Origin of the sequence: Haloferula sp. (assembly GCF_049672945.1) — a bacterium.
In the GTDB taxonomy this organism is placed as follows: domain Bacteria; phylum Verrucomicrobiota; class Verrucomicrobiia; order Verrucomicrobiales; family Akkermansiaceae; genus Haloferula.
Map to the genome: position 1 here is coordinate 1 of NZ_JBATWY010000132.1, position 21124 is coordinate 21124.

The window sequence follows — 21124 nt, forward strand, 5'->3', positions numbered from 1 at the left end:
CCGGAAGTGAAACGCTGTTGCGCCGATGGTAGTGGGACGACAGGTCCTGTGAGAGTAGGTCGCCGCCAGGTTATTGCCCGTCATTTCGCCAACGCGAGATGACGGGCTCTTTTTTTGCACGCATCTCTCAAACTCGACAGCAAAGTAATCACCGACAAGGTCGGGCTCACCAAGGCACCCTTCGGATGGTTACTTCGCTCGTCGCTGAGGCGGAGCCGTAACAGGAGTTAAATCGGCGGGCGGGAAGTTTCCTCTCGAGCCTTGCTCCCTCTCGAGCCTTGCTCCGGAAGCAGGAAACGCGCCTCAATTCTCAGGCTCTTGTTTTGCGGCCTTGAGAACGCCGACATCGATCATGCCGTCGGTGAAGAACTTGTCGCCACCGGCGTTGTGGCCATCTTGAGTGGGTCCCATGCCGGGCATTTGGTATTCGCGGGAAAGCTGGCCGGCCTTTTCGAGATCGGCCATGAGCAGATCGCGCTGGGCGTCCATATCTGGTCCCACATGGTGGGTGATCTGGCCGGTACGGTGGCTGATGCCGGAGCCGATATCGAGACTGACGGCACCGATCCAGCAAGGGTTTCCGAGCTTGTCGGTCTCCTTGCATCGCCACCAACGGACGTGGTGGCGGCGGTCGGCGCTTTCACCGATTTCCTTTTCGAAAGCGAGATCCTGTTTACGGCCGAAGACGAATAGGTCGCTGACGGGCGCGACCGGGTCCGGTCGATCGAAAACCACACTCTCCGCGATTTTGATACTACTATCAAAAGTGATCGGGTCAGCGGGTTTCCAGCTTGCGGCGAGCATGGCATGAATGAGGGCGGATTCATCTCCAACTAGGGCGACGTTGAGAGGACCACCTGGAATGCCCTGTCGGTTTTCGGTGACCTTGGGTATGTTCGAGAGCGCGGGATGCCGATGATGCTTGATTTTTTCCCCGGTTCGCCAGGTACCGGGTAGGATGATGTAGGCGATCACGAAGTAGGCTGCGAGGAGCAGGCCGACGGCGCTTAGCAGGGCCTTGATCCCTTTGGGTTTCATACGTTGTGAGCCTAAGTTTCGCGGCTTCGTTAACAAGATCGTAATTGGCGTAAAAACTACAGGGTCATGATCAAACTAAGGGAGAATCAGAGCAGAATGGACTGGATCGGTCGGATGATGGCCATGAAATTCAGGAATCATCAGACCCAGCCGAGGTAGGTTTGACGAGTGCGCTTGGCCAGGTCTTTGAGTTGGACAAATTGGTGGAAGTCCTGATACCACTGAGCTGAAGCGAGTCGTTTATGTGCATTATCTTTTTTAGACATTAGTGAGCCATGACGACTTCGCTTCACCCCTTCAATACCTTCTACATGGAATTGCCGCGCAGCGGCTCTGTTCAACAAGGCGGTGGTGGACAAGCGGCTACACGCTCCGAGTCGACATGACCTTCTTTACTACAACCTTTAACCCTGTTTCGAGGCCGCGCTCCCAGTAGCCGCTGCCACACCTCGGGCGTTCGACGAAAAATTCCCCCTAGGAACATTCATCATCCATGAAACAAGATCAGTATCGCTATTTACTCCATTTGGGATCTCTGGCCTCCATAGGCTAAGTGCCTGCATCTTTAAGCGCAGCCGTTCTCCTGAATGGCGACCTCAACGGGACGCCTGGGATTTCCTCAACGCCGACTTCTTGGAATGCCGCAACCGAGTCTCCAGATCTCACCGGTCCTGGGGGAATCACAGATTCGGGATTTATCTACGCGAATTCCTCTCCGGCCTCTCCCAATGGTGGGACATTTGTGATTGTCGAGACAAGCACCGCCGCAGTCGAGGGATTCCGGCAGACTGCTACCGACCTGGTTCCCGGGGCGACCTATCAAATTTCCTTTTTTCAGTCCTTGGTGGCATTGACCACAATCGGAGCTCCGACAACGCCACTATTTACGGATCCAGCTCAGTGGAACGTTACGTTTTCTGGCTCCAGCCAGCTCAGTCCTATTGAATCTTTCACGGGTTTGGGGACGCAAGCCTGGACACCTGTTTCGTTGACAGGCTTCACCGCCACCACCGACACCGAAACATTGGAATTCACCAGTGTGCTTCCATCTGGTTCAAGCCAGTCATATTTGGGAATCGATGGGATAGTCATTCAGCCAATCCCTGAACCTGCCTCAGCCCTGCTTTTGGGGCTTGGATCATTGGTCACCATAGTGCGCGGTCGCTCAAGAAGATAGGTCGAACCCCAAAGATAACTTCGGGTGATAACCCCGATGCTATCGGTTGCTGAACTGGCCCAGGCCGGTTGGGCGGGAGCGGTTACGACTGCTTATGCGGTTTCGATTTCAGCCTCAGGATCAATGACTTGCCTTTTCGCGTGGGCGTCGATTGTTCTGAAGGCCCGCTCTGCGGGGGCCGCGAGGCGAATCGCGAAGTGATTCGCTCGACGCCCGAGGGGCTTGCCCCTGCCAATTGAGGGGCGATGGTGATCCGAGGCTCCGATTGGGCCGAATTACGAGGGATACCGTAGTTCGTGAGTGCCCGTTCTCTGGACACGGCGGCTTGCGAAAGAGGGTCAGTCAAGGTTGTCATCGCAAATGAATAGGGACGCAGGGCTGGTGTGTATGGACAGGATGTCCGTGGCCTAAGCGTTCAGGATGAACACGCTCCACAAATGAATAGGGACGCATGGCTGGCGTGGATGGACAGGATGTCCATGGCCTAAGCGTTCAGAATGAACGCGCTCCGCAAATGAATAGGGACGCAGGGCTGGTGTGCATGGACAGGATGTCCATGGCCTAAGCGTTCAGGATGAACGCGCTCCGTTGGGGAGAATTGGAGAGGAAGGGCGGGTTCTGAGGGTGCTTCGTCAGGGCGGGATCCCATCCATCTTGGACCGCTTTTCCCTCGAGCTTGATCGATCTGGGTGAAGCGTTCCATTTTTCCCCTTTCCCCAGTGGAGAGCCGGGTCTAGTTTCCCGCCGAAATGAGCGGCTGCCACGGACCAAAGATGAAGATGGATCCCTCCCTTCATCTGGAGAAGAAACCCTCGTGGATCAAGGTCCGCCTGCCAAATGATCCGGTCTTCTGGTCGACCAAGTCGCTGATCACCGATCTCAAGCTGGTGACCGTCTGCGAAGAGGCGCAGTGCCCGAACCGCTGGGAATGCTGGGGGCAGGGCACGGCGACCTTCATGATCGCCGGGGAGAAATGCACCCGGGCCTGCGGATTCTGCGCGGTGAAGACGGCCAAGCCGGACGCTCTTGAGGACGACGAACCCTACCGCGTGGCGGAGGCGACCCGCCGGATGAAGCTCAAGCACGTGGTGATCACGGCGGTCGCACGGGATGACCTGCGCGACGGGGGGGCTGAACACTTTCAGAAGACCATCGAAGCGGTGCGGGCGATGAATCCCGGCATCGTGATCGAGGTGCTGGTGCCTGATTTCAACGACCGCGACTGGGCTCTGGAAATGGTGATGGCGGCCCGTCCGCACATCTTCAATCACAACCTCGAAACCGTTGAGCGGCTGACTCCACTGGTTCGATCAAGGGCCAAGTATGACCGCAGTCTGAGCGTGCTCAAGAAGGCGAAGGCGATGGTCAATGGCAAGGTCGCCACCAAGAGCGGGGTGATGCTTGGGCTTGGCGAGAAGCACGACGAGGTGCTGAGGGCGATGGATGATTTGTTGGAACATGACGTGACCGTGCTGACCATGGGGCAGTACTTGCGCCCGACACCGCGTCACTTGCCGGTCGTGAACTACCTTCACCCTGACGAGTTTGCCGAACTGAAGCAAATTGCTTTGGACAAGGGCTTCCGTCATGTGGCGAGTGGACCGCTTGTCAGGAGCTCCTACCATGCGGCTGATTTCCGCCCGGAGCTCGACATCCTCGACGATATCGATAAGGCGACGCCTGTTGCCGGGATGGACCTTCAGCCTGAGGATCTGCCGATTCCTGCGGCTTCGAAGGAGATCGTGCGGACTTCGATTGCGTGAAGGTTCGCAGATGAGTCGGGGAAGTTGCTTACCAAGCAAGTTCTGCGACGATGGGGCGGTGGTCGGATCCGAGATCGGGACCGCTTTGTCGGGAAAGGGTTCCTTTGAATCCTTTCGCAAGGATGTGATCGATGGGAATGGTCACGAGCCAATTGCTGCGCATCCATGTGGCGCTGTAGCCATGACCTTGCTGGGTGTCCTCGTAATTGCCGAGGATCGGCTTCATTTGATAACTCCAGCGGGTCGCATTGAGGTCGCCAAGAATGACGGCGTGTCCTTTGATCGCTGCACTGAGGCGGTGAAGTTCGGCGAGGTAGAGGTTGCGTTCGCTTGCCCAGAACTCGTTGACCGGCGGAACTGGATGACAGCCGAAAACGGTTACGTCGCCGTTGGGTGTCCGAACGACGGCCTCCAACAGGGGGAGCTCAAGATCTCCAAGCTCATGAATCCGGTGGGAAAGAATCGGATGCTTCGAGCGGAATCCAAAGCCGAAGTTTCCGGCAATGACTTCATCGATGGCATGGGGGTAGGTCATGCCGAGCGGTGCCAGGCCCTTGACCCAGCGGCGGTCGCATTCGGCCAGGTAGATGAAGTCGGGGTTGGCCGCGAGGATCCACTCGACTGCGTCGTTGTAGCGGTCATTGCGGCTGAGGACATTGTAAGCCGCGACGCGCAGTGATGGTCCTTCCGGGGCAAGGTCCGATGAGCGGTAGAGAGGGGCGAGGTGGGTGGCTGGAATCATGAGGGCGAGCCCTGCAATGGCCGCGTGGCCCGGCTTTTTCCAGAGAGCAAGCACGATGGTGATGACGAGTAGAGCGACGAAATACTGCGCTTGTAGGTGGTTGAAGAGATCAAGGAACCAATGGAAGCGTCCCATGAGGCCGAGCAGCGGGCAAATCGCGACGAGTATTGCCAGACGTACGAAGGCTTGAGGTGAGCACAGGCGTCCCTTCCATGATTTCGTTTTGGGGTCCTTGCTCATGCCATTTCGGGGGCGGTCGCGCCACAGTTCCAGCATGCGCCGAACTGGCCTTCCATCTCTTCGCCGCAGGATGGGCATTTCCACGGGGCACCGACGGGTGTCCTGCCAAGGGTCTCGCGATACTCGTCGACGAATTTCTTGGCGGCGGGGACGTCGGCATTCGATAGCACCCACAATTCAGGATAGACTTGGGTGAAGGGGACTTCGCCGGCGACGCTGACGCCGCCTTCGTTGCGGATCTCACAGCGGATGCCCTTGCTTTCCAGTAGGGACTTCATGTGCCCCACCATGGCGTATTCGAGATTTTCGTAGACTTTCTTCATGGATGTTTCGGGGTTGGGAGGAATCTAGGCAATTCTGCGGTGCTTGGTAGCAGAGTTTGGTGAATTTTGAGTGAAGGTTGAGGTCTGCTTCACGGGATCTTGTGGTTGAGATAAATCTATTCCGCTGGCCGATGGTCCGTCACTCTTCCGCGTGTGGAGGGTGACCATCGATGGTTCAAGGTGCTGCCGGGCATGTTGCTGTGTGCGCTGCTCTGGGGGAGCGCCTTTCCTTCGCTGAAGACGGTTTATGGCATCTGGGAGAGCGACGGTCTTGAGCTTGGTCTTGCCGACTACTGGTGGTTTGCGGGGGTTCGTTTTACCATTGCCGGGATCGTGTTGCTGCTCATTGCTCGCAATCCCTGGCCGGAGATTCGCCAGAGTTCGAAGCGCCGCCTGTTGGGTCTCTCTCTGACCCAAACGTTTGGTCAGTATCTGCTGTTCTATCTGGCCGTGGCCGTGGCCAGCGGCAGCCTGACGGGTTTGTTGGCATCCAGCGGGAGTTTCTGGTGGGTGCTGCTCGCGCCGCTGCTTGCCGGTGCCCCGAAGCCAAGCCGATCGCAGTGGTTCGCGCTGCTTCTGGGTGGTTTTGGCATCACGCTTGCCACCGCTGCGCCCGGTGCTGGGGCGGGAAGGCCGCTGCTCGGAGCGCTGCTGATGATTGGTGCGACGGGTCTTGGTGCGGTTGGTGTGATCGAGTTCGGCAAGCTGGGGCGGGGAATCGGCGCGCGAGCGGCGACTGGCTTCTCACTCAGCACTGGCGGGCTTTTGTTGCTGCTGTGCGGCGCCTCGTCTTTTCCTCGCGCCGCCGAATTGATGAGTCCACCTGTGATCCTGATTACCTGCTGGCTTTGCATCGTTTCTGCCGCTGCCTTTGCCCTGTGGAATTTTCTCTCCACCAAGCACCCGGTCCCCTTGCTCGCCGGTTATCGTTTCCTGATCCCGCTGTGTGGCATGACCGAGTCATTGATTTTTCTGGAAGGGGAGACGGCCGGCTGGGGGCTGATCTCCGGTGCCGTGCTGGTGGTCGTTTCGCTGGTAATGATGCAGCGGGCGAAGTCGCGTGGGCGTTGATTCACGAGCGATCGGGGATTACGCGGCGATCTTGTCTTCCTTGAAGAATATCGAGAACAGGATCAGCACCGCTCCGGAGATCGCGGCTGGTATCAACCAGATCTGCTGCCATTGAATGACCTGCTCGATGATCGATCCGTTCTGGATCGAAGTTGTGAAATGCTGAACGACTTCGCCCGAAAGGTTGGCACCGATCACCATACCGACGCCGTAGGTAATGAAGGCAATGAAGCCTTGGGCCTGCGCCTGAATGGCTCTCGGAGCGGCACTGTTAACGTAGATTTGACCTGTGACAAAAAAGAAGTCGTAGCAAATGCCGTGGAGGAGGATTCCGATGTAGAACATCCAGACAAGCGAGTCCGGACTGCCGAAGGCGAAGAGCAGGTAACGGACGACCCATGCCAGCATCCCGATCAGAAGCATCTTTTTCACACCCAGTCTGGCGAAGAAAAAGGGCATGAAGATCATGAACAGCAACTCGGACATCTGACCCATGGTCATCTTGCCGGCTGCATTGCTCACGCCGACATCATTGAGGAACATGTTGGCGAAGTTGTAGTAGAAGCCCAAGGGGATGCAGATGAGCAGTGATCCGATGATGAAAACGGCGAAGGAGCGCTGTTTCATGAGTTTCAGGGTCGGCAGCCCCAGCACATCGCTGACGGTGACCTTGTGGCCAAGGGACTTGGGAGGAGTGTCCGGAAGGAAAACAGAGAAAACTCCCAGCAGGATGGAGGCGCCACCTGCAATGAGGATCGGCATGCGCTCGGCTTCAATTTCGAGAGCGCCAATCAAGAGTCCCGCGACGATCCAACCGATCGTTCCAAAGACGCGGATGGCGGGGAACTGCTTCTCTGGATCGGACATCTGGTTGAAGGCGATGGCGTTCGAGAGGCTCAGTGTCGGATTGTAGCAAACCGCGTAGAGCAGAAGGATCCAAAAGAGAGGGGCCGAGTCGGTGATCGTGCTGGCGTAGAATAGAATGATGCCGCCGCACAGATGCATGAAAGCCATCACCTTCTGGGCGGCGAAAAATCGATCCGCGATCATGCCCGCGATGAATGGAGAGACGACCGCTCCCCAGGGCATGGTGCTGTAGGCGCGTCCGATCTGACTGGGTTCAAAGGACAGTCCTTGGGAGAGGTAGGTGCCGAGGGTGACGAACCATGCTCCCCAGATGAAGAACTGGAAGAACATCATCACGGAAAGCCGCGATCTCACCGAGCTTGGGATTTTTGGTGTATTCATATTTTCAGCCTAATTCGTTCAGCTGCCCGAGAGATATCCTCTTCGCGGCTCTCGCCAGCTTCGCGTTCGATGGCGAAGGCTCCTTCGAAGTCGACATCCTCCAGAGTTTTGAAAAATTGTTCGGTATCAACTTCTCCGTCGCCCCACGGCACTTCCTGTCCCCATTCGCCGGCGACAGGGGAGGCGATGGCGTCCTTGATGTGGACATGCCTGATCCATGGGGCCAGAAGCCGAATCGCTTCGATCGGATCTCCCTTGCCATAAAGAATCATATTGGCGGGATCGAAGTTGATGCCGAGCGCAGGATGATTCAGTTCTAACAGCAAGGATTTCAGTTCGATGGCGGTTTCTTGGCCGGTTTCCAAGAGAAGCATGACATCCGCTTCGGCAGCGGCGTCGGCCAATTCCCGCAGGCGGGAGCTAAACCTCTGGTATGCGGCTTCATTGCCAGGATCGAAGGCTCCGACGTGGGTCGAAAGGTAGGCGACCTTCATTGAGGCGGTCGTCTGAATCGCTTGCAGGGCGAGTTTCCGATTTTCGGGCCACGAGGCGTCCGGCACAATGCCACCGCTTGCTTTGATGGTTTCGAGTGTCGAGTAGTCCTCCTGCGGAAATGCCACCATTGTGGCGCTGACCTGCCATCCGTTTTCCTCGATGAGAGGCTTGAGGATCTCCACAGCGGAGGCCTCAAGATGCAAGCCGTTCAGCGTGGCTTGGTGCATGACTTTGCTGATGCGACTCGGGTCATTTAGCAGCGACCAGGTGCAGAGATTGAGATTCATATCGATTCAAGGGTTTGCAATGCCAGCCGGACTGACTCGGCGGCTTGAACGGGAGTGATCCGTCTTGGTTCCTCCTTCTTTTGGATGCATTCAGAAAAGTGGCGAACTTCTTCGTGGTAGGCAATGTCGGAAGGCAGGTCAGGCTCGAAGGTCTCGCCCTCAGCGGGAAAAACCTTGAGTTGCTGTCCGTCGAAGACCGCGGCTGCGTTTTCAAACACGATCTGGTAGCCCATTTTGAAGCCGAAGGATTCGGGCATGAGCCAACTGGCCGTGGCGCTGACCAATAAGTCAGGACCGTAGTCGAGAATCGTTCGGGTGTGGGCGATTTCGCCGCCATCGAGACGGATGTGCTTCGACAGGGTTGCCCGGGGCAGGCCGAGAAGATGCTGGATGAAATCGAGATCGTGGATGTGCAGATCGAGGGTGATTCCGCCGCTCTTTGAGGAATCGGCGAGCCATGAACCTTCGCTCCATGCTGGCGCACTGGTGAGGCGTTCAAAGTCGGCAACCCGGATGGTGCCGTAGGTTTGCGCCTCCACCGTCTTTTTCAGCCACACGTATTCCGGCCAGAAGCGGATGCAATGCGCGATCATGAGTTCTTTGCCCGCTTGATTGGCGGCGTCGATCATGAGTTCGCAGTCGGCGACATTGAGGGCCATTGGCTTTTCGCATAGAACATGCAGGCCCGCCTGAAGGCATTGAATGGTGACTGCTTTGTGAAGTTGTGTGGGAAGGGTAATTGATACGGCATCGAGCTCAGCCTTCAGCAACATTTCCGCAAGGTCGGAGTAAATGGCAATCCCGGTCAAATCGAGTTCATCGGATTTGCCTGCAATGTTTCCCTGTCTGGCTTTGCCGGAAACCGGAGACCGGGTGCACACGGCGGTAACGCGGGCGCCCTCCAGTTCTTGCCAGGCGTTCAGGTGCATCCCTCCCATGAAGCCCAATCCTATGATTCCAATGTTCATGACTTGAGTCCCCTGAGGTTTGAAGCGGGGCGAGAAAGGTTCTTAACCAGCGGGTTTGCCCTTGGCAAGTTGGTGAATTGGTAGGCGGACATGGTTGGAGCTCTATTGAAAAGAGGAGGAGCAGTCCTTGCTGGGCTTAGCTTGTGGGATGGTGTTAGGAACATACGAGTGCAAATCTTTTCCTTTTTGGGATTTTGGCGGGCAGACTTCGCAAAGCTCGGTCGCTGTCCCAGCATTGGCTCTCGAGAGGATTTCTCTCGTCGAGCCGCTGGCTCGCCAGTTGACGCCTACCAGAGGCCATTCATTGCGAAGGCACGGCCGGATCCGCTTTTGAGATAGTTCTTAAATCTTCTGGCAAGCGCTTCAGTCTCGAATGTGAAGTAGCCGCGGATCTTCCAAGTGACGTGTTTGACCATGTGAGGATACTTCCCACGATGGTGCACGGAGAGGCGAACCTTGAGCTTGGCCGTGTGACCGGTGGAGTGGCGGTCGTGCTGATGGAGACTTCCGAGGATGGAGGTGGAGAACATTCCGCTTCCGACTCTTTTGAGGATGGCCTGCCGAGGCCTTATGCAGCGTTTGCAAAGTTAGAGTGCACTCGGAAAAGAATATGGTGAGGAAGAAGGCGTGCGATCCCTGATCGGCGAAAGGGAAGACGCGGGCCTTTTTCCTGATTTCTGCCCGTCCGGCCTTCGCCGGAGTGGCCGGACCTCGTCGGTCGTCGGTCTCGCTCGGAAGCTCAGGCTCGCGTGCTCCCCTGATGGCGGGATCGCCCTTGGTGCGAGTCAGGCTGCCGTGGGGCATCGAATTCGGTGGCGTGGAATTGGGTTCGTTTTCATCGTCTCGGTTCGGCTGTCCCGGGCTCAATCCTCCAAATCCATCAGGTCTCAGAACCGGGGAACTTTGCAGGCCCCAAGAGGTTGGAGTTGGAATGGCAGGAAAGTATTGGGAAATCGTAAGTGTTGCGGTGTGCCTCGATCGGGGGCGGGGTAGCTTGAGCAGTGGGACCTTGGCGATTTTTGCCGGTGTCCTGAATCGAGGGCTGGTCGGGGTGAGATGCCGACGACTGGTTGACGCCATGAATGGAAAGCAATTTGTTCTGTCACGGCTGGCTCCTGCTGGCATGGGAGCACTTGCCTTGGGGGCGCTGATGTATGTGGGGCGGGCGAGCTTGCCTGAGGAGAGTGCGCCGTTGCGTGTGCCGGTGGATGCCGCGGCAAGTGGCGGGTCTGGCAAGGCGATGGCGCCGCTGGATCGGACGAAGCTTGAGTCGCTCGCGGAACTCGACGAGGAGTTGCCTGGAAGTTGGCCGGGCTTTCGCGGTGCTCTTCGCGATGGGGTATCCGATGACGGAACGATGCTCAGCGACGTGTGAGCTGAAGGAGAACCGGTGCAACTATGGTCGGTGGAGGTCGGCGAGGGCTATGCCGGAGCGGCGATTGAGAACGGCCGGGTCTACCTGATGGACTATGATCACGACGCACGTGCGGATGTCATGCGCTGTCTCTCCCTCGCGAGCGGCGAGGAACTTTGGCGCCTTTCCTATCCTTTGGAGGTCAAGCGCAACCACGGGATGTCACGGACGGTGCCTGCCGTCGCCGACGGCCGGGTAGTGGCGATGGGACCGAAGTGCCACGTGACTTGTCTCGATGCGCAGTCCGGCGAATTCCAGTGGGGAATCGATCTGGTGAGGGAATTGGGAAGCAAGGTGCCGCCGTGGTATGCAGGGCAGTGTCCACTGATCGATGAAGGTCGGGTGATCCTCGCGCCAGCTGGCGATGAGCTGCTGATGATGGCGGTGGATCTCCAGAGCGGAGAAACCGTTTGGACCACACCGAATCCGATGGGCTGGGAGATGACCCATGTCTCGATCGTTCCGGTGACGCTTTGCGGAAGGAAGACCTACGTTTATTGCGGCCATCGTGGAGTGGCCGGGGTGGCGGCGGATACGGGTGAGATCCTCTGGCAGAGTGATTCTTGGAAAATCAGTCTTGCGACCGTTTCCTCCCCGGTGGGCCTGCCGGATGATCGCCTGTTCTTCAGCGGAGGTTACAATGCGGGAAGCCTGCTGATGCAGATCCGGGAAGAGGGCGGGAAATGGACATGTGAAGAGCTTCGGCGCTTCGACTCGGATCATTTCGGAGCCACGCAGCAGACGCCGATTCTGTTCGAGGACCATCTTTACGGCGTGCGGCCGAATGGCGAGCTGGTTTGCCTCGATGATCAGGGGGGGATCCAATGGACCAGTGGTCTGGATCATCGCTTCGGCTTGGGACCGTTCATGATCGCGGACGGCTATGTTCTGGCCATGAACGATGAGGGAAGGCTGAGTCTGATCGAAGCCATTCCGGATCGCTTCGAGTTGGTCGAAGAAGCTTCGATTCTGGAAGGGCACGATTCGTGGGGACCGATGGCCATCGCGGGCGGGCGGCTGATCGCCCGTGATCTCACCAAAATGGTCTGTATCGACCTTGAAGCAAAATGAAGGAAGCACCGAAATTCATGAAGCGTCGCGAGCTGCTGCTCCGTATCGGCGGCCTGGCGGGGCTGGGGGTCCTGGGTGTGATGCTCGGGGGTCGCGGGGAGAGCTGTGAACGGACGAATCCCTGTCAGGATTGTCCGCTACGGGACGGCTGTGATTTGCCTGTGGCGCGGCATCAAGAAGGAAAGGCGGTGAGTGATGAAGAATGAGCCGGGAGATTCGGATCCATCACTGGGTCGAAGAGCGTTTTTGCGTTCGGCAGCATGGAGCAGTGGAGTGGTCGGGCTGGGGGGCTTGGCGGGATACGCGCTGAATCGGTCCGGAGAGATTTCCCGAGCGACGAAGCCGAAGCTGGGTGCGGAATTCAGCTACGATGTCTCCCGCTTTCAGACCAGCGATCCGGCCTTGAAGCGATACGATGAGGTGATTCGTTATCGAGTCGGAATCGAGTCGGCACGCTGCCTTGCCGTGGGTGAAGACGGTTTGCTCTATCTTGGCGGCGATGAGGGGATTCAGGTGGTCAATGGCGAAGGTCGTGAGCTCGCGTCGATTCGTCTGGATCGTCCGGTTCAATCCCTTGCGGTCAAGGGTTCTGAGAGAATGCTGGTGGGACAGAAGGGGCGAATCCTCGTCCTTGATCCCGACGGTCGCGAACTGGAGATCTGGGATGATTTTCCCGAAGACATGCTGCCGACTTCGATCGATGTCTCGGAGTCGGGGATTCACGTGGCGGACGCGGCGAATCGGGTTGTTAGGAAGCTGAATGGGGCGGGCGAGTCCATCGGCATCATCGATGGTCGATCCGGAGACTTGGAAGGTGTCGGGTTCAAGGTTCCGAGCCCGTACTTTTGTCTCAAGATGGGAGATGATGGTTTGTTGCGGGTGACCAATCCGGGAGCCCATCGGATCGAAACGTATCTGCCCGATGGCAGGCTCGAATTGGCCTGGGGACGGGCGTCATTCGCCATCGAGGCGTTCTGCGGCTGCTGCAATCCGGTGAGTTTCGACATCTTCCCCGATGGCAGCTACGTGACCTGTGAAAAGGGATTGCCGCGAGTGAAACTCTACGATGGGCATGGCGTCTTCACCGGTATGGTCGCGGGCCCGGAGGATTTTCCGGAGTATTTGTCAGTGGTGAATGCCGGTGCTCGAAAAGCCGCCGGCGCTGGCATTCAGGCGGTGATCGATCCTGCAGGGAGAATCCTGATCCTGGACGCGATCGCCCAGGAGCTGCGGGTGATGGTGAGAAAGGAGGGGAGTGATGAGTGAGGAAGGCAAGAGACTCTCGCGCCGGGAACTGCTGTCTGGCGGGGCTCGCGGAGTGGGTCTGCTGGGCTTGGGGGCTGCGGCGGGGTTCCTGGGAGGACGGGAAAGTCATGATGACGAGGTGTGGCAGATTGATCCGGAGAAGTGCATCCAATGCGGACTCTGCACGACGGAGTGTGTGCTGAGCGTATCGGCGGTGAAGGTGGTTCATTCGCACGGAATGTGCGGTTACTGCGAGCTTTGCACCGGCTACTTCGACCCGAATCCGGTTTCGCTCGATGAAGGGGCGGAGAACCAACTTTGTCCGACCGGGGCGATCGAGAGGGAGTTCGTTGAGGATCCCTACTATGAGTATAGTATTTTGGAGGATCTTTGCGTCGGCTGCGGGAAGTGCGTCAAGGGCTGCAACATGTTCGGCAACGGGTCGCTGTATCTTCAGGTGAAGCACGACCTGTGCATCAATTGCAACGTCTGCGCGATTGCGAGCGCTTGTCCGTCCCAGGCATTCCGCAAGGTGCCGAAAACCAAGCCCTACCTGCTGCGAGGAAAGGGGGACGTCGGGTGAGGCAGCGAGCTTTCATCGGTCTGTTGCTGACGCTTGCCCTGGTGGGGATTGCCGTGGCGGCTGAGCAACGTTTTCCTCCACCGGAGTTCACCAACGGGCATGTGCTGCCGGAAACGCTGGTGCCGCCGGTGTCTCCCCGGACCCTGGCTTGGGTGGATGTCGCGCTGCTGGTGATCGGACTTGGGCTGGCCTCATGGATCAGTCTGAAACTCCGTTCGCGGCTTGCCTTGGTCGGGCTGTCGATTGCTTCGTTGCTCTACTTTGGTTTCTGGCGGCAGGGCTGTGTCTGTGCGATCGGCTCGGTGCAAAACGTGGCTTTGGGGGTGGCGGACCCGGGTTATGGAGTGCCGCTTGCGGTGATCGGGTTCTTTGCCCTGCCCTTGATCTTCGCTTTGATCTGGGGGCGGGGTTTCTGCGGTGGTGTCTGCCCGCATGGAGCGCTTCAGGATCTGGTGCTGTTGAAGGCGATCAAGGTGCCGAGGTTTCTGGATGAAGCGCTGCGGCTCGGACCATGGCTCTATCTCTCGCTGGCGGTACTTTTCGCAGCGACGGGTGGCTTGTTCCTGATCTGTAAGTTCGATCCTTTCGTCGGGATCTTTCGCATGAGCGGTAGCCGTATCATGCTGCTGATCGGGGCGGGGATGCTGGTGCTTTCGATGTTCGTTGGGCGGCCCTACTGCCGGTATCTCTGTCCCTATGGGGCGCTGTTAGGCGCCTGCAGCCGGGTGGCGAAATGGCGTCCGGAAGTGACGCCGACAGAGTGCTCGCGCTGCCGGTTGTGCGAGGACGCCTGTCCTTATGGAGCCATCGACAAGGGACTGCCGGCGGGTGTTTCGGCGGAGCCGGTGCGGGCGGGGCGGAAGCGGATCTCGCTGCTTTTGATCGGGCTGCCGCTGGCAATGCTTGCCTTCGGTTGGCTGGGGAGTCGTGCCGGGATCGCCTCAGTGGCCTGGCATCCGGCGGGTGAGTTGGCGATGCTGTTGGAAGCGGATGTGGGGGACGGCGGCACGCGACCGGACGAACTGGTGGCTTTCTATCAGAACGATGGTGACCGGGCAGCGGCCTTCGCGCGTGCGGCCGAGGTCGAGCAGCGAGCGATGCGTTTGGGATGGGTGATCGGCGCGCTGTTTGGTGCTGTCGCGTTGATCAAGACAGCTCGAGCCCTTTTTCCTGAATCGTCGCCCGACTACGTTACGGACCGGGGACGCTGCGTGTCGTGCGCCCGTTGCTTTTCTTCCTGCCCTTATGAACTTCAGCGGCTTGGAATACCGGTCGCCTTGCCGGAAGGAGGGACGAGTGAGTGAGTCGTCGAAAGAGCGGAAGATATCCGCGGTGATCCTTTTCCGCCGAATCGCGATGATCGCGGCATGCTTCTCGCTGGCCCTCGGGGGACTACTTCTGATCAATCATGCGCGTCTGCTGCAGCCCGAAAGCGACGGACGAGTGCTTGTTGTCGAAGGGCAGGAAATGGCCGCGCTCAAAGCGCGGCTGATTGAAGAGCCGAAGAACGACGAGCTACGGAACGAGATCCGGGTGCTTGACCAGCGACTGCGGGAGGAGTTGTTCCGCCGTGAGCTGGTGGCTCGGCGAGGTGCGTGGGTGCTGGTGGTGGGTGTCGCGGTTTTCGTGGTATCCCTGCAGTTGGCCCATCATTTCGCCGGCCGACCTTTGCCGAGGCTCACCGCGACAGCCGAAGACCGTCGGAAGGAATCGATCAAGTCCGGGCGGGCGCTTGCGGTGGTGTTGTTGGGCTTGCTTGCGTTTGCCGCGGTGCTTGTTGGAGGAACATCGCCACGCTGGGAGCGCCTCTCTCTATCAGAGGGCGTAACAGTCGTGCCGAATGACGAGGTCCCGACGGAGGATCCATGGTTTCCGACCGAAGAGGAACTGGCTTCCAACTGGTGGCGCTTCCGTGGTCCGGGCGGGCTTGGGATCTGTTCGTTTACGGGCATCCCCACGGCATGGAATGGGGAGTCCGGTGAGAATATCGTCTGGAAGACTGAGGGCGGGCTACCCGGTGAGGGTTCACCGGTGGTCTGGAGCGACAGGATCTTCCTGATCGGTGCGACGGTGAAGGCGTGCGAGCTTTCCTGCTACGATCTGAGCACTGGTGAACTGAAGTGGCGGGAGAGTGTTTCCTCACCGGAGGGCAGTCGGGCGGATCCGCCTTCGGTAATGGACATGACCGGCTACGCGGCCTCGACGCCGGTGACCGATGGGCGTCGCGTGTTTGCGATCTTTGCGAATGGAGATCTCGCTGGCTTCTCAGCCGATGGCAAAAAGCTCTGGGTCAGGAATTTTGGGACACCCGACAATGTCTATGGCCATGCCACGTCGCTGACGATGTGGCGAAACCGAGTCATCGTTCAGTTCGATCAGGGATCCAGAGGGAAAGATGGTCTTTCGAGCTTGCTCGCGATCCATGCTGCAACGGGTGACATTGTCTGGTCGACGAAAAGGATGGTGCCGAACTCCTGGGCCTCACCGATCATCATTGATGTCGAGGGGCAGTCGCAGATTGTCACGCTCTCCGACCCGTGGGTGATCGCCTATGATCCGGAAGATGGAAGCGAGCTTTGGCGGGTTGATTGTTTGAAGGGAGACGTGGCTCCGTCGCCGGTCTTTGCCAACGGGTTGATCTACGTCGTGGGCGAGGGGGCCTGTCTTGGTGCCATCGACCCGAAGATCGCGGCGGCGGGGAGCGGTGATCCGTTTGTTTGGAAACGGGAAGGTGAGGATTTTCCTGATATGTGCAGTCTGCTCTGCGACGGCGCGCGGGTTTACATGCTCGTGTTCGGGAAACTCCAGGCTTTTGATGCCCTAACAGGCGATCACTTGTGGGAGCACGATCTCGAGGGGGAGTTTCAGGCCTCGCCGACAAGGGCGGACGGGAAGTTTTATCTTCTGAGCGACGAAGGGGTGATGATCATCGGCACGGCGGATCGAGAGGGTTTTGCTGAGCAGGGGCGGATGGAATTGGGTGAGGATTGCGGGGCTTCGCCGGTTTTCGCGCCGGCCTGGCTGATCCTGAGGAGTCGGGAGAACCTGTATGGAATAGGAGGTCCGGATGAAGACTGAGCCGTCGATTGTGAAGGGTCCCGAACTCGATTTGTCGTTCGTGGATGCGGTGGTTGAGCGTCTGGGTGATGGCGAGGAACGGGCGATCCCGATTCTTCAAGCCCTGCAGGATCACTACCGCTACCTGCCGCCCGAGGCGCTGCAGCGAGTCGGCGAATTGACCGGGATCTCGGCAGCTTCTTTGACCGGAGTTTCGACCTTCTACGCGCAGTTTCGCCACAAGCCGCTGGGTCGGTATCACGTCAAGGTCTGCAATGGAACGGCCTGCCACATTCAGGGGGCGGAGCGGGTGCATGAGGCGATGGTGGAGCATCTCGGGTTGGTGGAAGGGGCGGATACGGATGCGGCGGGAGTTTTTACTTTGGAGAAGGTTTTCTGCGTCGGCTGCTGCACGCTGGCACCGGTGGTGCAGATCGATGGGGAGAGTCATGCTCATTTGAGCCGCGAGACGGCGCCGGATTTGTTAGAAAGCTTTCTCAAGCGCTCGGGTCCGAAGCGGCGTGCTTCGAAAGCCGGACGCAGGACGATGAAGGAACCGCTTGGCGAGGTGCGGATCTGTCTGGATTCCTGTTGCGTGGCACGCGGTTGCGGCAAGACTCACGATGCTTTGAAAGAGGCGGTGGCGCGCGGGGAGTTGAGGGCGAAGATCAAACAAGTGGGCTGCGTGGTGATGTGCGATCGCAGTCCGTTGGTTGAAGTGGCGGTATATGGCGCAAGTCCGCTGCAATACTCAGGCGTGGAGGCGGGAAGTGTTGGACGCCTGTTAGAGGATCATTTCAAGGCGGATGGGCTGATGCCGTGGGTGCGTCGTGGGGCTTCGCGGGCGATCGACTGGCTCAGTGGTGAAAGTCGGCCAGAGATCGACCTGCAAACCCTGGAGGCTCCCAGCAAGCCCGTGGCGGCCTTCTTTGGTCCGCAGCGGCACATTGCGACCGAGCACTTCGGCAAGCTCGATCCACTGGATCTCGACGACTACATGGCGCATGACGGCTTCGCCGCGCTGATGGCTTGTGTGAGGGGGCGGAAGTCTGAGGAGATCCTTGATCAAGTCGAAGCCAGTGGCTTGCGAGGACGGGGCGGGGCGGGCTTTCCAACGGCTCGGAAGTGGCGGGTGGTCGCGGCGACTCCGTCGGACGAACGCTATGTAATTTGCAACGGCGACGAAGGTGATCCGGGGGCTTTCATGGATCGGATGCTGATGGAGTCTTTTCCTTTCCGAGTCATCGAGGGGATGGCGATCGCCGCGCGTGCGGTGGGAGCGGGTAAGGGGTTCTTCTATGTGAGAGCCGAGTATCCTTCGGCGGTCGCGCGGCTGAAGGAGGCACTCGCCATCTGCCGCGAGCGCGGGGTGTTAGGCGAGAGTGTGATGGGCAGCGATGTCTCCCTTGATCTCGAGGTGTTCGAAGGCGCGGGTGCCTTCGTCTGCGGCGAGGAGACCGCGATGCTGGAATCGATGGAAGGTCGGCGCGGGATTCCTCGATTGAAACCGCCTTATCCAGCGGAGTCAGGTTATCGTGGCAAGCCGACGCTGATCAACAATGTCGAGACTTATGCCAACGTGCCCTGGATCATTCGTCACGGCGGCGCGGCTTTCGCGGAGGTCGGAAGTGAGGGGAGCAAGGGGACGAAGGTTTTCGCGCTGGCGGGAAAAGTGAAGCGCGGCGGCCTGATCGAGGTGCCGATGGGTGTGACGATCCGTCAGGTGGTCGAGGAAATCGGTGGCGGGACGCCATCGGGTCAGCCGTTCAAGGCGGTGCTCGTCGGCGGGCCATCGGGTGGCTGCGTGCCGGAATCGCTGGCTGACACGCCGATCGATTACGAGTCGCTTGCCGAAGTGGGAGCGATCATGGGATCGGGTGGTTTGATCGTGCTGGATCAGTCCGATTGCATGGTGCAGATGGCGCGTTACTTTCTCGATTTCTGCCAATGCGAGTCTTGTGGGAAATGCACGTTTTGCCGCGTCGGAACACGGCGGATGCTCGATATCCTCGACCGGCTGCGTGCCGGGAAGGGGAGGAAGGGCGATATCGATCAACTTGAGGAATTGGCGGGCATGGTCGGCAAGGCCAGTCTCTGCGGTCTTGGAAAAACCGCGCCGAATCCGGTGCTTTCCGCCCTGCGCTTTTTCCGTAGTGAATTCGAGGCCCACCTGCGCGGCGAATGCCCGGCCGGGGCGTGCCGTGAACTGATCGAATACTCGATCACCGATCAGTGTGTCGGGTGCACGGTGTGTGCGCAGCATTGTCCGGCGGATGCGATACCGATGGCACCCTATCAGCGCCACGTGATCGATAGCAGCTTGTGCACTCGCTGCGATACTTGCCGGGTGGTTTGCCCGGAGGACGCGGTCCTTGTTAGATAGACGATTAACTTTAAATAGAAATTATCATGCCGAATATCATCATCGATGGCATTTCCGTTGAAGCTGGGGACGGAGAAACCGTGCTTGAGGCGGCGCAGCGAATCGGTGTCGAGATTCCGACGCTGTGTCACATGAAGGGCTTCGAATCAGGAGCTTCGTGCATGATCTGCGCGGTGAGGACGAGTCACAACGGTCAGTTCATTCCCGCCTGCGGCTCGCGTGCGGTCGAGGGGATGTCGGTGGAGACGGCGAGCGATGAAGTGCGCGCTGCCCGCCGCATGGCGCTGGAGTTGCTCTTCAGTGATCACCTCGGCGACTGCCTTTCACCCTGTCAGCGGATTTGTCCGGCGCACTTGAGCATTCCCACGGTGCTGAAGCATGTGAGGGAAGGAGAGCTCGGATTGGCGGCAGGGACGATCCGTCATGACCTGGCGTTGGCGAATGTCTTGTGTCGCGTTTGCCACCGGCCATGTGAGTCGGGCTGCCGTCGTGGCGCGCATGACGAAGCCGTGGCGATCGCCTCCTTGGTGCTGCACTCTTTGGAAAAGGAAGGAGAAGCTCGCACGCCAGTTCTACGGGCGGAGCGGAACGAGAAGGTGGCGGTCGTGGGCTCGGGTTTCAGCGGCCTGAGTGCGGCGTGGTTTCTTCGTCAGAAAGGCTTTCCTTGCAGTGTGTTCGAGTCTGTCGATGAAATGGCACCGACGATTCGGGCAGGGTTTGCCGATCTCGATCCGGCGATTCTTGAAGCAGAGTTGGCGGGCCTGGAGAAGGCGGGTGTTGAGTTTTTCCCGGCATCACGGATCGAGGATCTCGTCGAGCTGCGAGAGAGCTTTTCGGCAGTGGTCATGGCTGCGGGCGGGGCGGCAGGTGAGCTGGGTCTGGAGATGGCGGGTGCACGGGTGAAGGTGGACAAGGACTCGATGATGACCGGCATCGATGGCGTGTTTGCGATCGGCTCAGCGTTTCGTCCGGGGAGCAAGCCGGTTGCGTCAGTAGCCGATGGCAAGGAGGTGGCGGCCTGTGTGGAGCTGTATCTTGATGGGCGAGAGATTCGTCGCCCTGCCAAGCCATTCAGTTGTTTCATCGGCAAACTCGATGAGGCCGAGATGGGGGCGATCATGCAGGAGTCCAATCCGCACGGCCGAGAGCTGGAGGAAGATGATCGGTCTGCGGAGGAGATTGATCGGATGATCGAGGAGTCGCATCGCTGCGTGCAGTGCAACTGTCCGAAGATCGAGACCTGTAAACTACGGGATCTGGCGATGGAGTATCAGATCAATCTCAACCGTTTCAGCGGCGGAGGAAAGGCTGCCTTCAAGCGCGAAGTCGGGCATCCACTGGTCAACTTCGAACCGGGCAAATGCATTCGTTGTGGAAACTGCATCAAAGTCGCTTCCGACCATCAGGAGAAGCTTGGCCTGACTTTCATTGGTCGCGGTTTCGATGTTCATCTCGGGGTGCCCTTGGATGGCACGATGGAGGAGGGGTTGTTAGTTGCTGCCGAGGCTGCGGTGACGGCCTGCCCGGTCGGCGCCTTGTCGCTCAAGGACCCGAGTTTCAAACGGAGCTAGTGTAGGCCGCCCAACAGCCTGGACATTATGTTTTTTTGAAGAATGCTGAAAAAAGTGCCGCTTCGCGGATCGCCTTCGAGGCGACGCGGTCTTTTTCCCAATTTCGGCGTTGCTCGTCGGTCACGAATCTCGATTCGCTCCCTCCTCGCGCCTTGAACTTGGCAGAAATTCCGCATCGCTTAACGCCCATTCTGTTGGGCGGACTACACTAGTGGGCTAACCGGGCTCGATTGGGGGGTAGAGGTTTGTGAGTTTGATCCTCGCGTCTGGAGTTGTGAACCGTGAGTTCAAGGCGATGAGCTGGGCTGTTTTATTCACCCAATCTTTGATATAGATCCCGGGACCCTAAGTTCCTCACAAAGCATCCTCTTCGATATGCAACACCCCAGAACTGGCCTGCTCGTCTTCGCTGCGCTTCGCCGGGGTTTACCCGGTCGTCCGTCTTCGC

The 21124-nt window shown here is 58.7% G+C and carries 19 protein-coding genes; 11 read left to right on the forward strand and 8 right to left on the reverse strand.

Annotation, left to right across the window (positions count from 1 at the left end):
• Positions 1-303: 303 nt before the first annotated feature.
• Positions 304-1038, reverse strand: a complete 735-nt coding sequence (locus tag WBG04_RS11665) for an LssY C-terminal domain-containing protein (protein WP_424314604.1) — start codon at positions 1036-1038, stop codon at positions 304-306.
• A 140-nt stretch (positions 1039-1178) separates the two neighbouring features.
• Positions 1179-1304 (reverse strand): hypothetical protein, encoded by a 126-nt coding sequence (locus WBG04_RS11670; RefSeq protein ID WP_424314605.1) that lies wholly within the window; start codon positions 1302-1304, stop codon positions 1179-1181.
• A gap of 1660 nt (positions 1305-2964) precedes the next feature.
• On the opposite strand from WBG04_RS11670, the gene lipA reads away from it, so the two are divergent.
• A complete protein-coding gene (lipA, locus tag WBG04_RS11675; RefSeq protein ID WP_424314606.1) occupies positions 2965-3978 on the forward strand; it encodes a lipoyl synthase in 1014 nt (337 codons plus the stop codon).
• Between the two features lie 28 nt (positions 3979-4006).
• On the opposite strand, the gene WBG04_RS11680 is transcribed toward lipA, so the two are convergent.
• Positions 4007-4960, reverse strand: a complete 954-nt coding sequence (locus WBG04_RS11680; protein ID WP_424314607.1) for an endonuclease/exonuclease/phosphatase family protein — start codon at positions 4958-4960, stop codon at positions 4007-4009.
• Entirely contained in the window at positions 4957-5283 is a 327-nt protein-coding gene (locus WBG04_RS11685; protein ID WP_424314608.1) for a putative signal transducing protein, read from the reverse strand. Before WBG04_RS11685 ends, WBG04_RS11680 begins: the two co-directional genes overlap by 4 nt.
• Before the next feature lie 153 nt (positions 5284-5436).
• Between WBG04_RS11685 and WBG04_RS11690 the strand changes: the two genes are divergently transcribed.
• Entirely contained in the window at positions 5437-6354 is a 918-nt protein-coding gene (locus WBG04_RS11690) for a DMT family transporter (protein WP_424314609.1), read from the forward strand.
• A gap of 18 nt (positions 6355-6372) precedes the next feature.
• On the opposite strand, the gene WBG04_RS11695 is transcribed toward WBG04_RS11690, so the two are convergent.
• The 4 genes from WBG04_RS11695 to WBG04_RS11710 all read right to left on the reverse strand — a co-directional run bounded on the left by WBG04_RS11695 (position 6373) and on the right by WBG04_RS11710 (position 9882).
• A complete protein-coding gene (locus WBG04_RS11695) occupies positions 6373-7602 on the reverse strand; it encodes a nucleoside permease (protein WP_424314610.1) in 1230 nt (409 codons plus the stop codon).
• Positions 7599-8384 (reverse strand): sugar phosphate isomerase/epimerase family protein, encoded by a 786-nt coding sequence (locus tag WBG04_RS11700; protein ID WP_424314611.1) that lies wholly within the window; start codon positions 8382-8384, stop codon positions 7599-7601. Before WBG04_RS11700 ends, WBG04_RS11695 begins: the two co-directional genes overlap by 4 nt.
• Positions 8381-9352: a Gfo/Idh/MocA family protein gene (locus WBG04_RS11705; protein WP_424314612.1), complete on the reverse strand. Its 972-nt coding sequence runs from the start codon at positions 9350-9352 to the stop codon at positions 8381-8383. Before WBG04_RS11705 ends, WBG04_RS11700 begins: the two co-directional genes overlap by 4 nt.
• Before the next feature lie 287 nt (positions 9353-9639).
• The gene (locus WBG04_RS11710; RefSeq protein ID WP_424314613.1) at positions 9640-9882 is read right to left on the reverse strand and encodes a GIY-YIG nuclease family protein; all 243 of its coding nucleotides are present in this window, start codon (positions 9880-9882) and stop codon (positions 9640-9642) included.
• A 548-nt stretch (positions 9883-10430) separates the two neighbouring features.
• Between WBG04_RS11710 and WBG04_RS11715 the strand changes: the two genes are divergently transcribed.
• From WBG04_RS11715 to WBG04_RS11755, 9 genes are read left to right on the forward strand one after another with little or no spacing between them, the layout of a single operon-like run.
• A complete protein-coding gene (locus WBG04_RS11715) occupies positions 10431-10727 on the forward strand; it encodes a hypothetical protein (protein WP_424314614.1) in 297 nt (98 codons plus the stop codon).
• Positions 10728-10742: 15 nt separating this feature from the next.
• A complete protein-coding gene (locus WBG04_RS11720; protein ID WP_424314615.1) occupies positions 10743-11837 on the forward strand; it encodes a PQQ-binding-like beta-propeller repeat protein in 1095 nt (364 codons plus the stop codon).
• Positions 11838-11854: 17 nt separating this feature from the next.
• On the forward strand, positions 11855-12043 hold the full coding sequence (locus tag WBG04_RS11725; RefSeq protein ID WP_424314616.1) for a hypothetical protein: 189 nt from the start codon (positions 11855-11857) through the stop codon (positions 12041-12043).
• The gene (locus WBG04_RS11730) at positions 12033-13103 is read left to right on the forward strand and encodes a hypothetical protein (RefSeq protein ID WP_424314617.1); all 1071 of its coding nucleotides are present in this window, start codon (positions 12033-12035) and stop codon (positions 13101-13103) included. The genes WBG04_RS11725 and WBG04_RS11730 overlap by 11 nt, the downstream gene beginning before the upstream one ends.
• The gene (locus WBG04_RS11735) at positions 13096-13665 is read left to right on the forward strand and encodes a 4Fe-4S binding protein (protein ID WP_424314618.1); all 570 of its coding nucleotides are present in this window, start codon (positions 13096-13098) and stop codon (positions 13663-13665) included. The genes WBG04_RS11730 and WBG04_RS11735 overlap by 8 nt, the downstream gene beginning before the upstream one ends.
• Complete coding sequence (locus tag WBG04_RS11740) at positions 13662-14969, forward strand: 4Fe-4S binding protein (RefSeq protein WP_424314619.1); 1308 nt, start codon at positions 13662-13664, stop codon at positions 14967-14969. Before WBG04_RS11735 ends, WBG04_RS11740 begins: the two co-directional genes overlap by 4 nt.
• Before the next feature lie 28 nt (positions 14970-14997).
• The gene (locus tag WBG04_RS11745; RefSeq protein ID WP_424314620.1) at positions 14998-16743 is read left to right on the forward strand and encodes a PQQ-binding-like beta-propeller repeat protein; all 1746 of its coding nucleotides are present in this window, start codon (positions 14998-15000) and stop codon (positions 16741-16743) included.
• Positions 16733-19105, forward strand: coding sequence for an NAD(P)H-dependent oxidoreductase subunit E (locus tag WBG04_RS11750; RefSeq protein WP_424314621.1), 2373 nt, complete (start codon positions 16733-16735; stop codon positions 19103-19105). Before WBG04_RS11745 ends, WBG04_RS11750 begins: the two co-directional genes overlap by 11 nt.
• A 26-nt stretch (positions 19106-19131) precedes the next feature.
• Positions 19132-20676, forward strand: coding sequence for a 2Fe-2S iron-sulfur cluster-binding protein (locus WBG04_RS11755; protein WP_424314622.1), 1545 nt, complete (start codon positions 19132-19134; stop codon positions 20674-20676).
• Positions 20677-21124 lie beyond the last annotated feature (448 nt).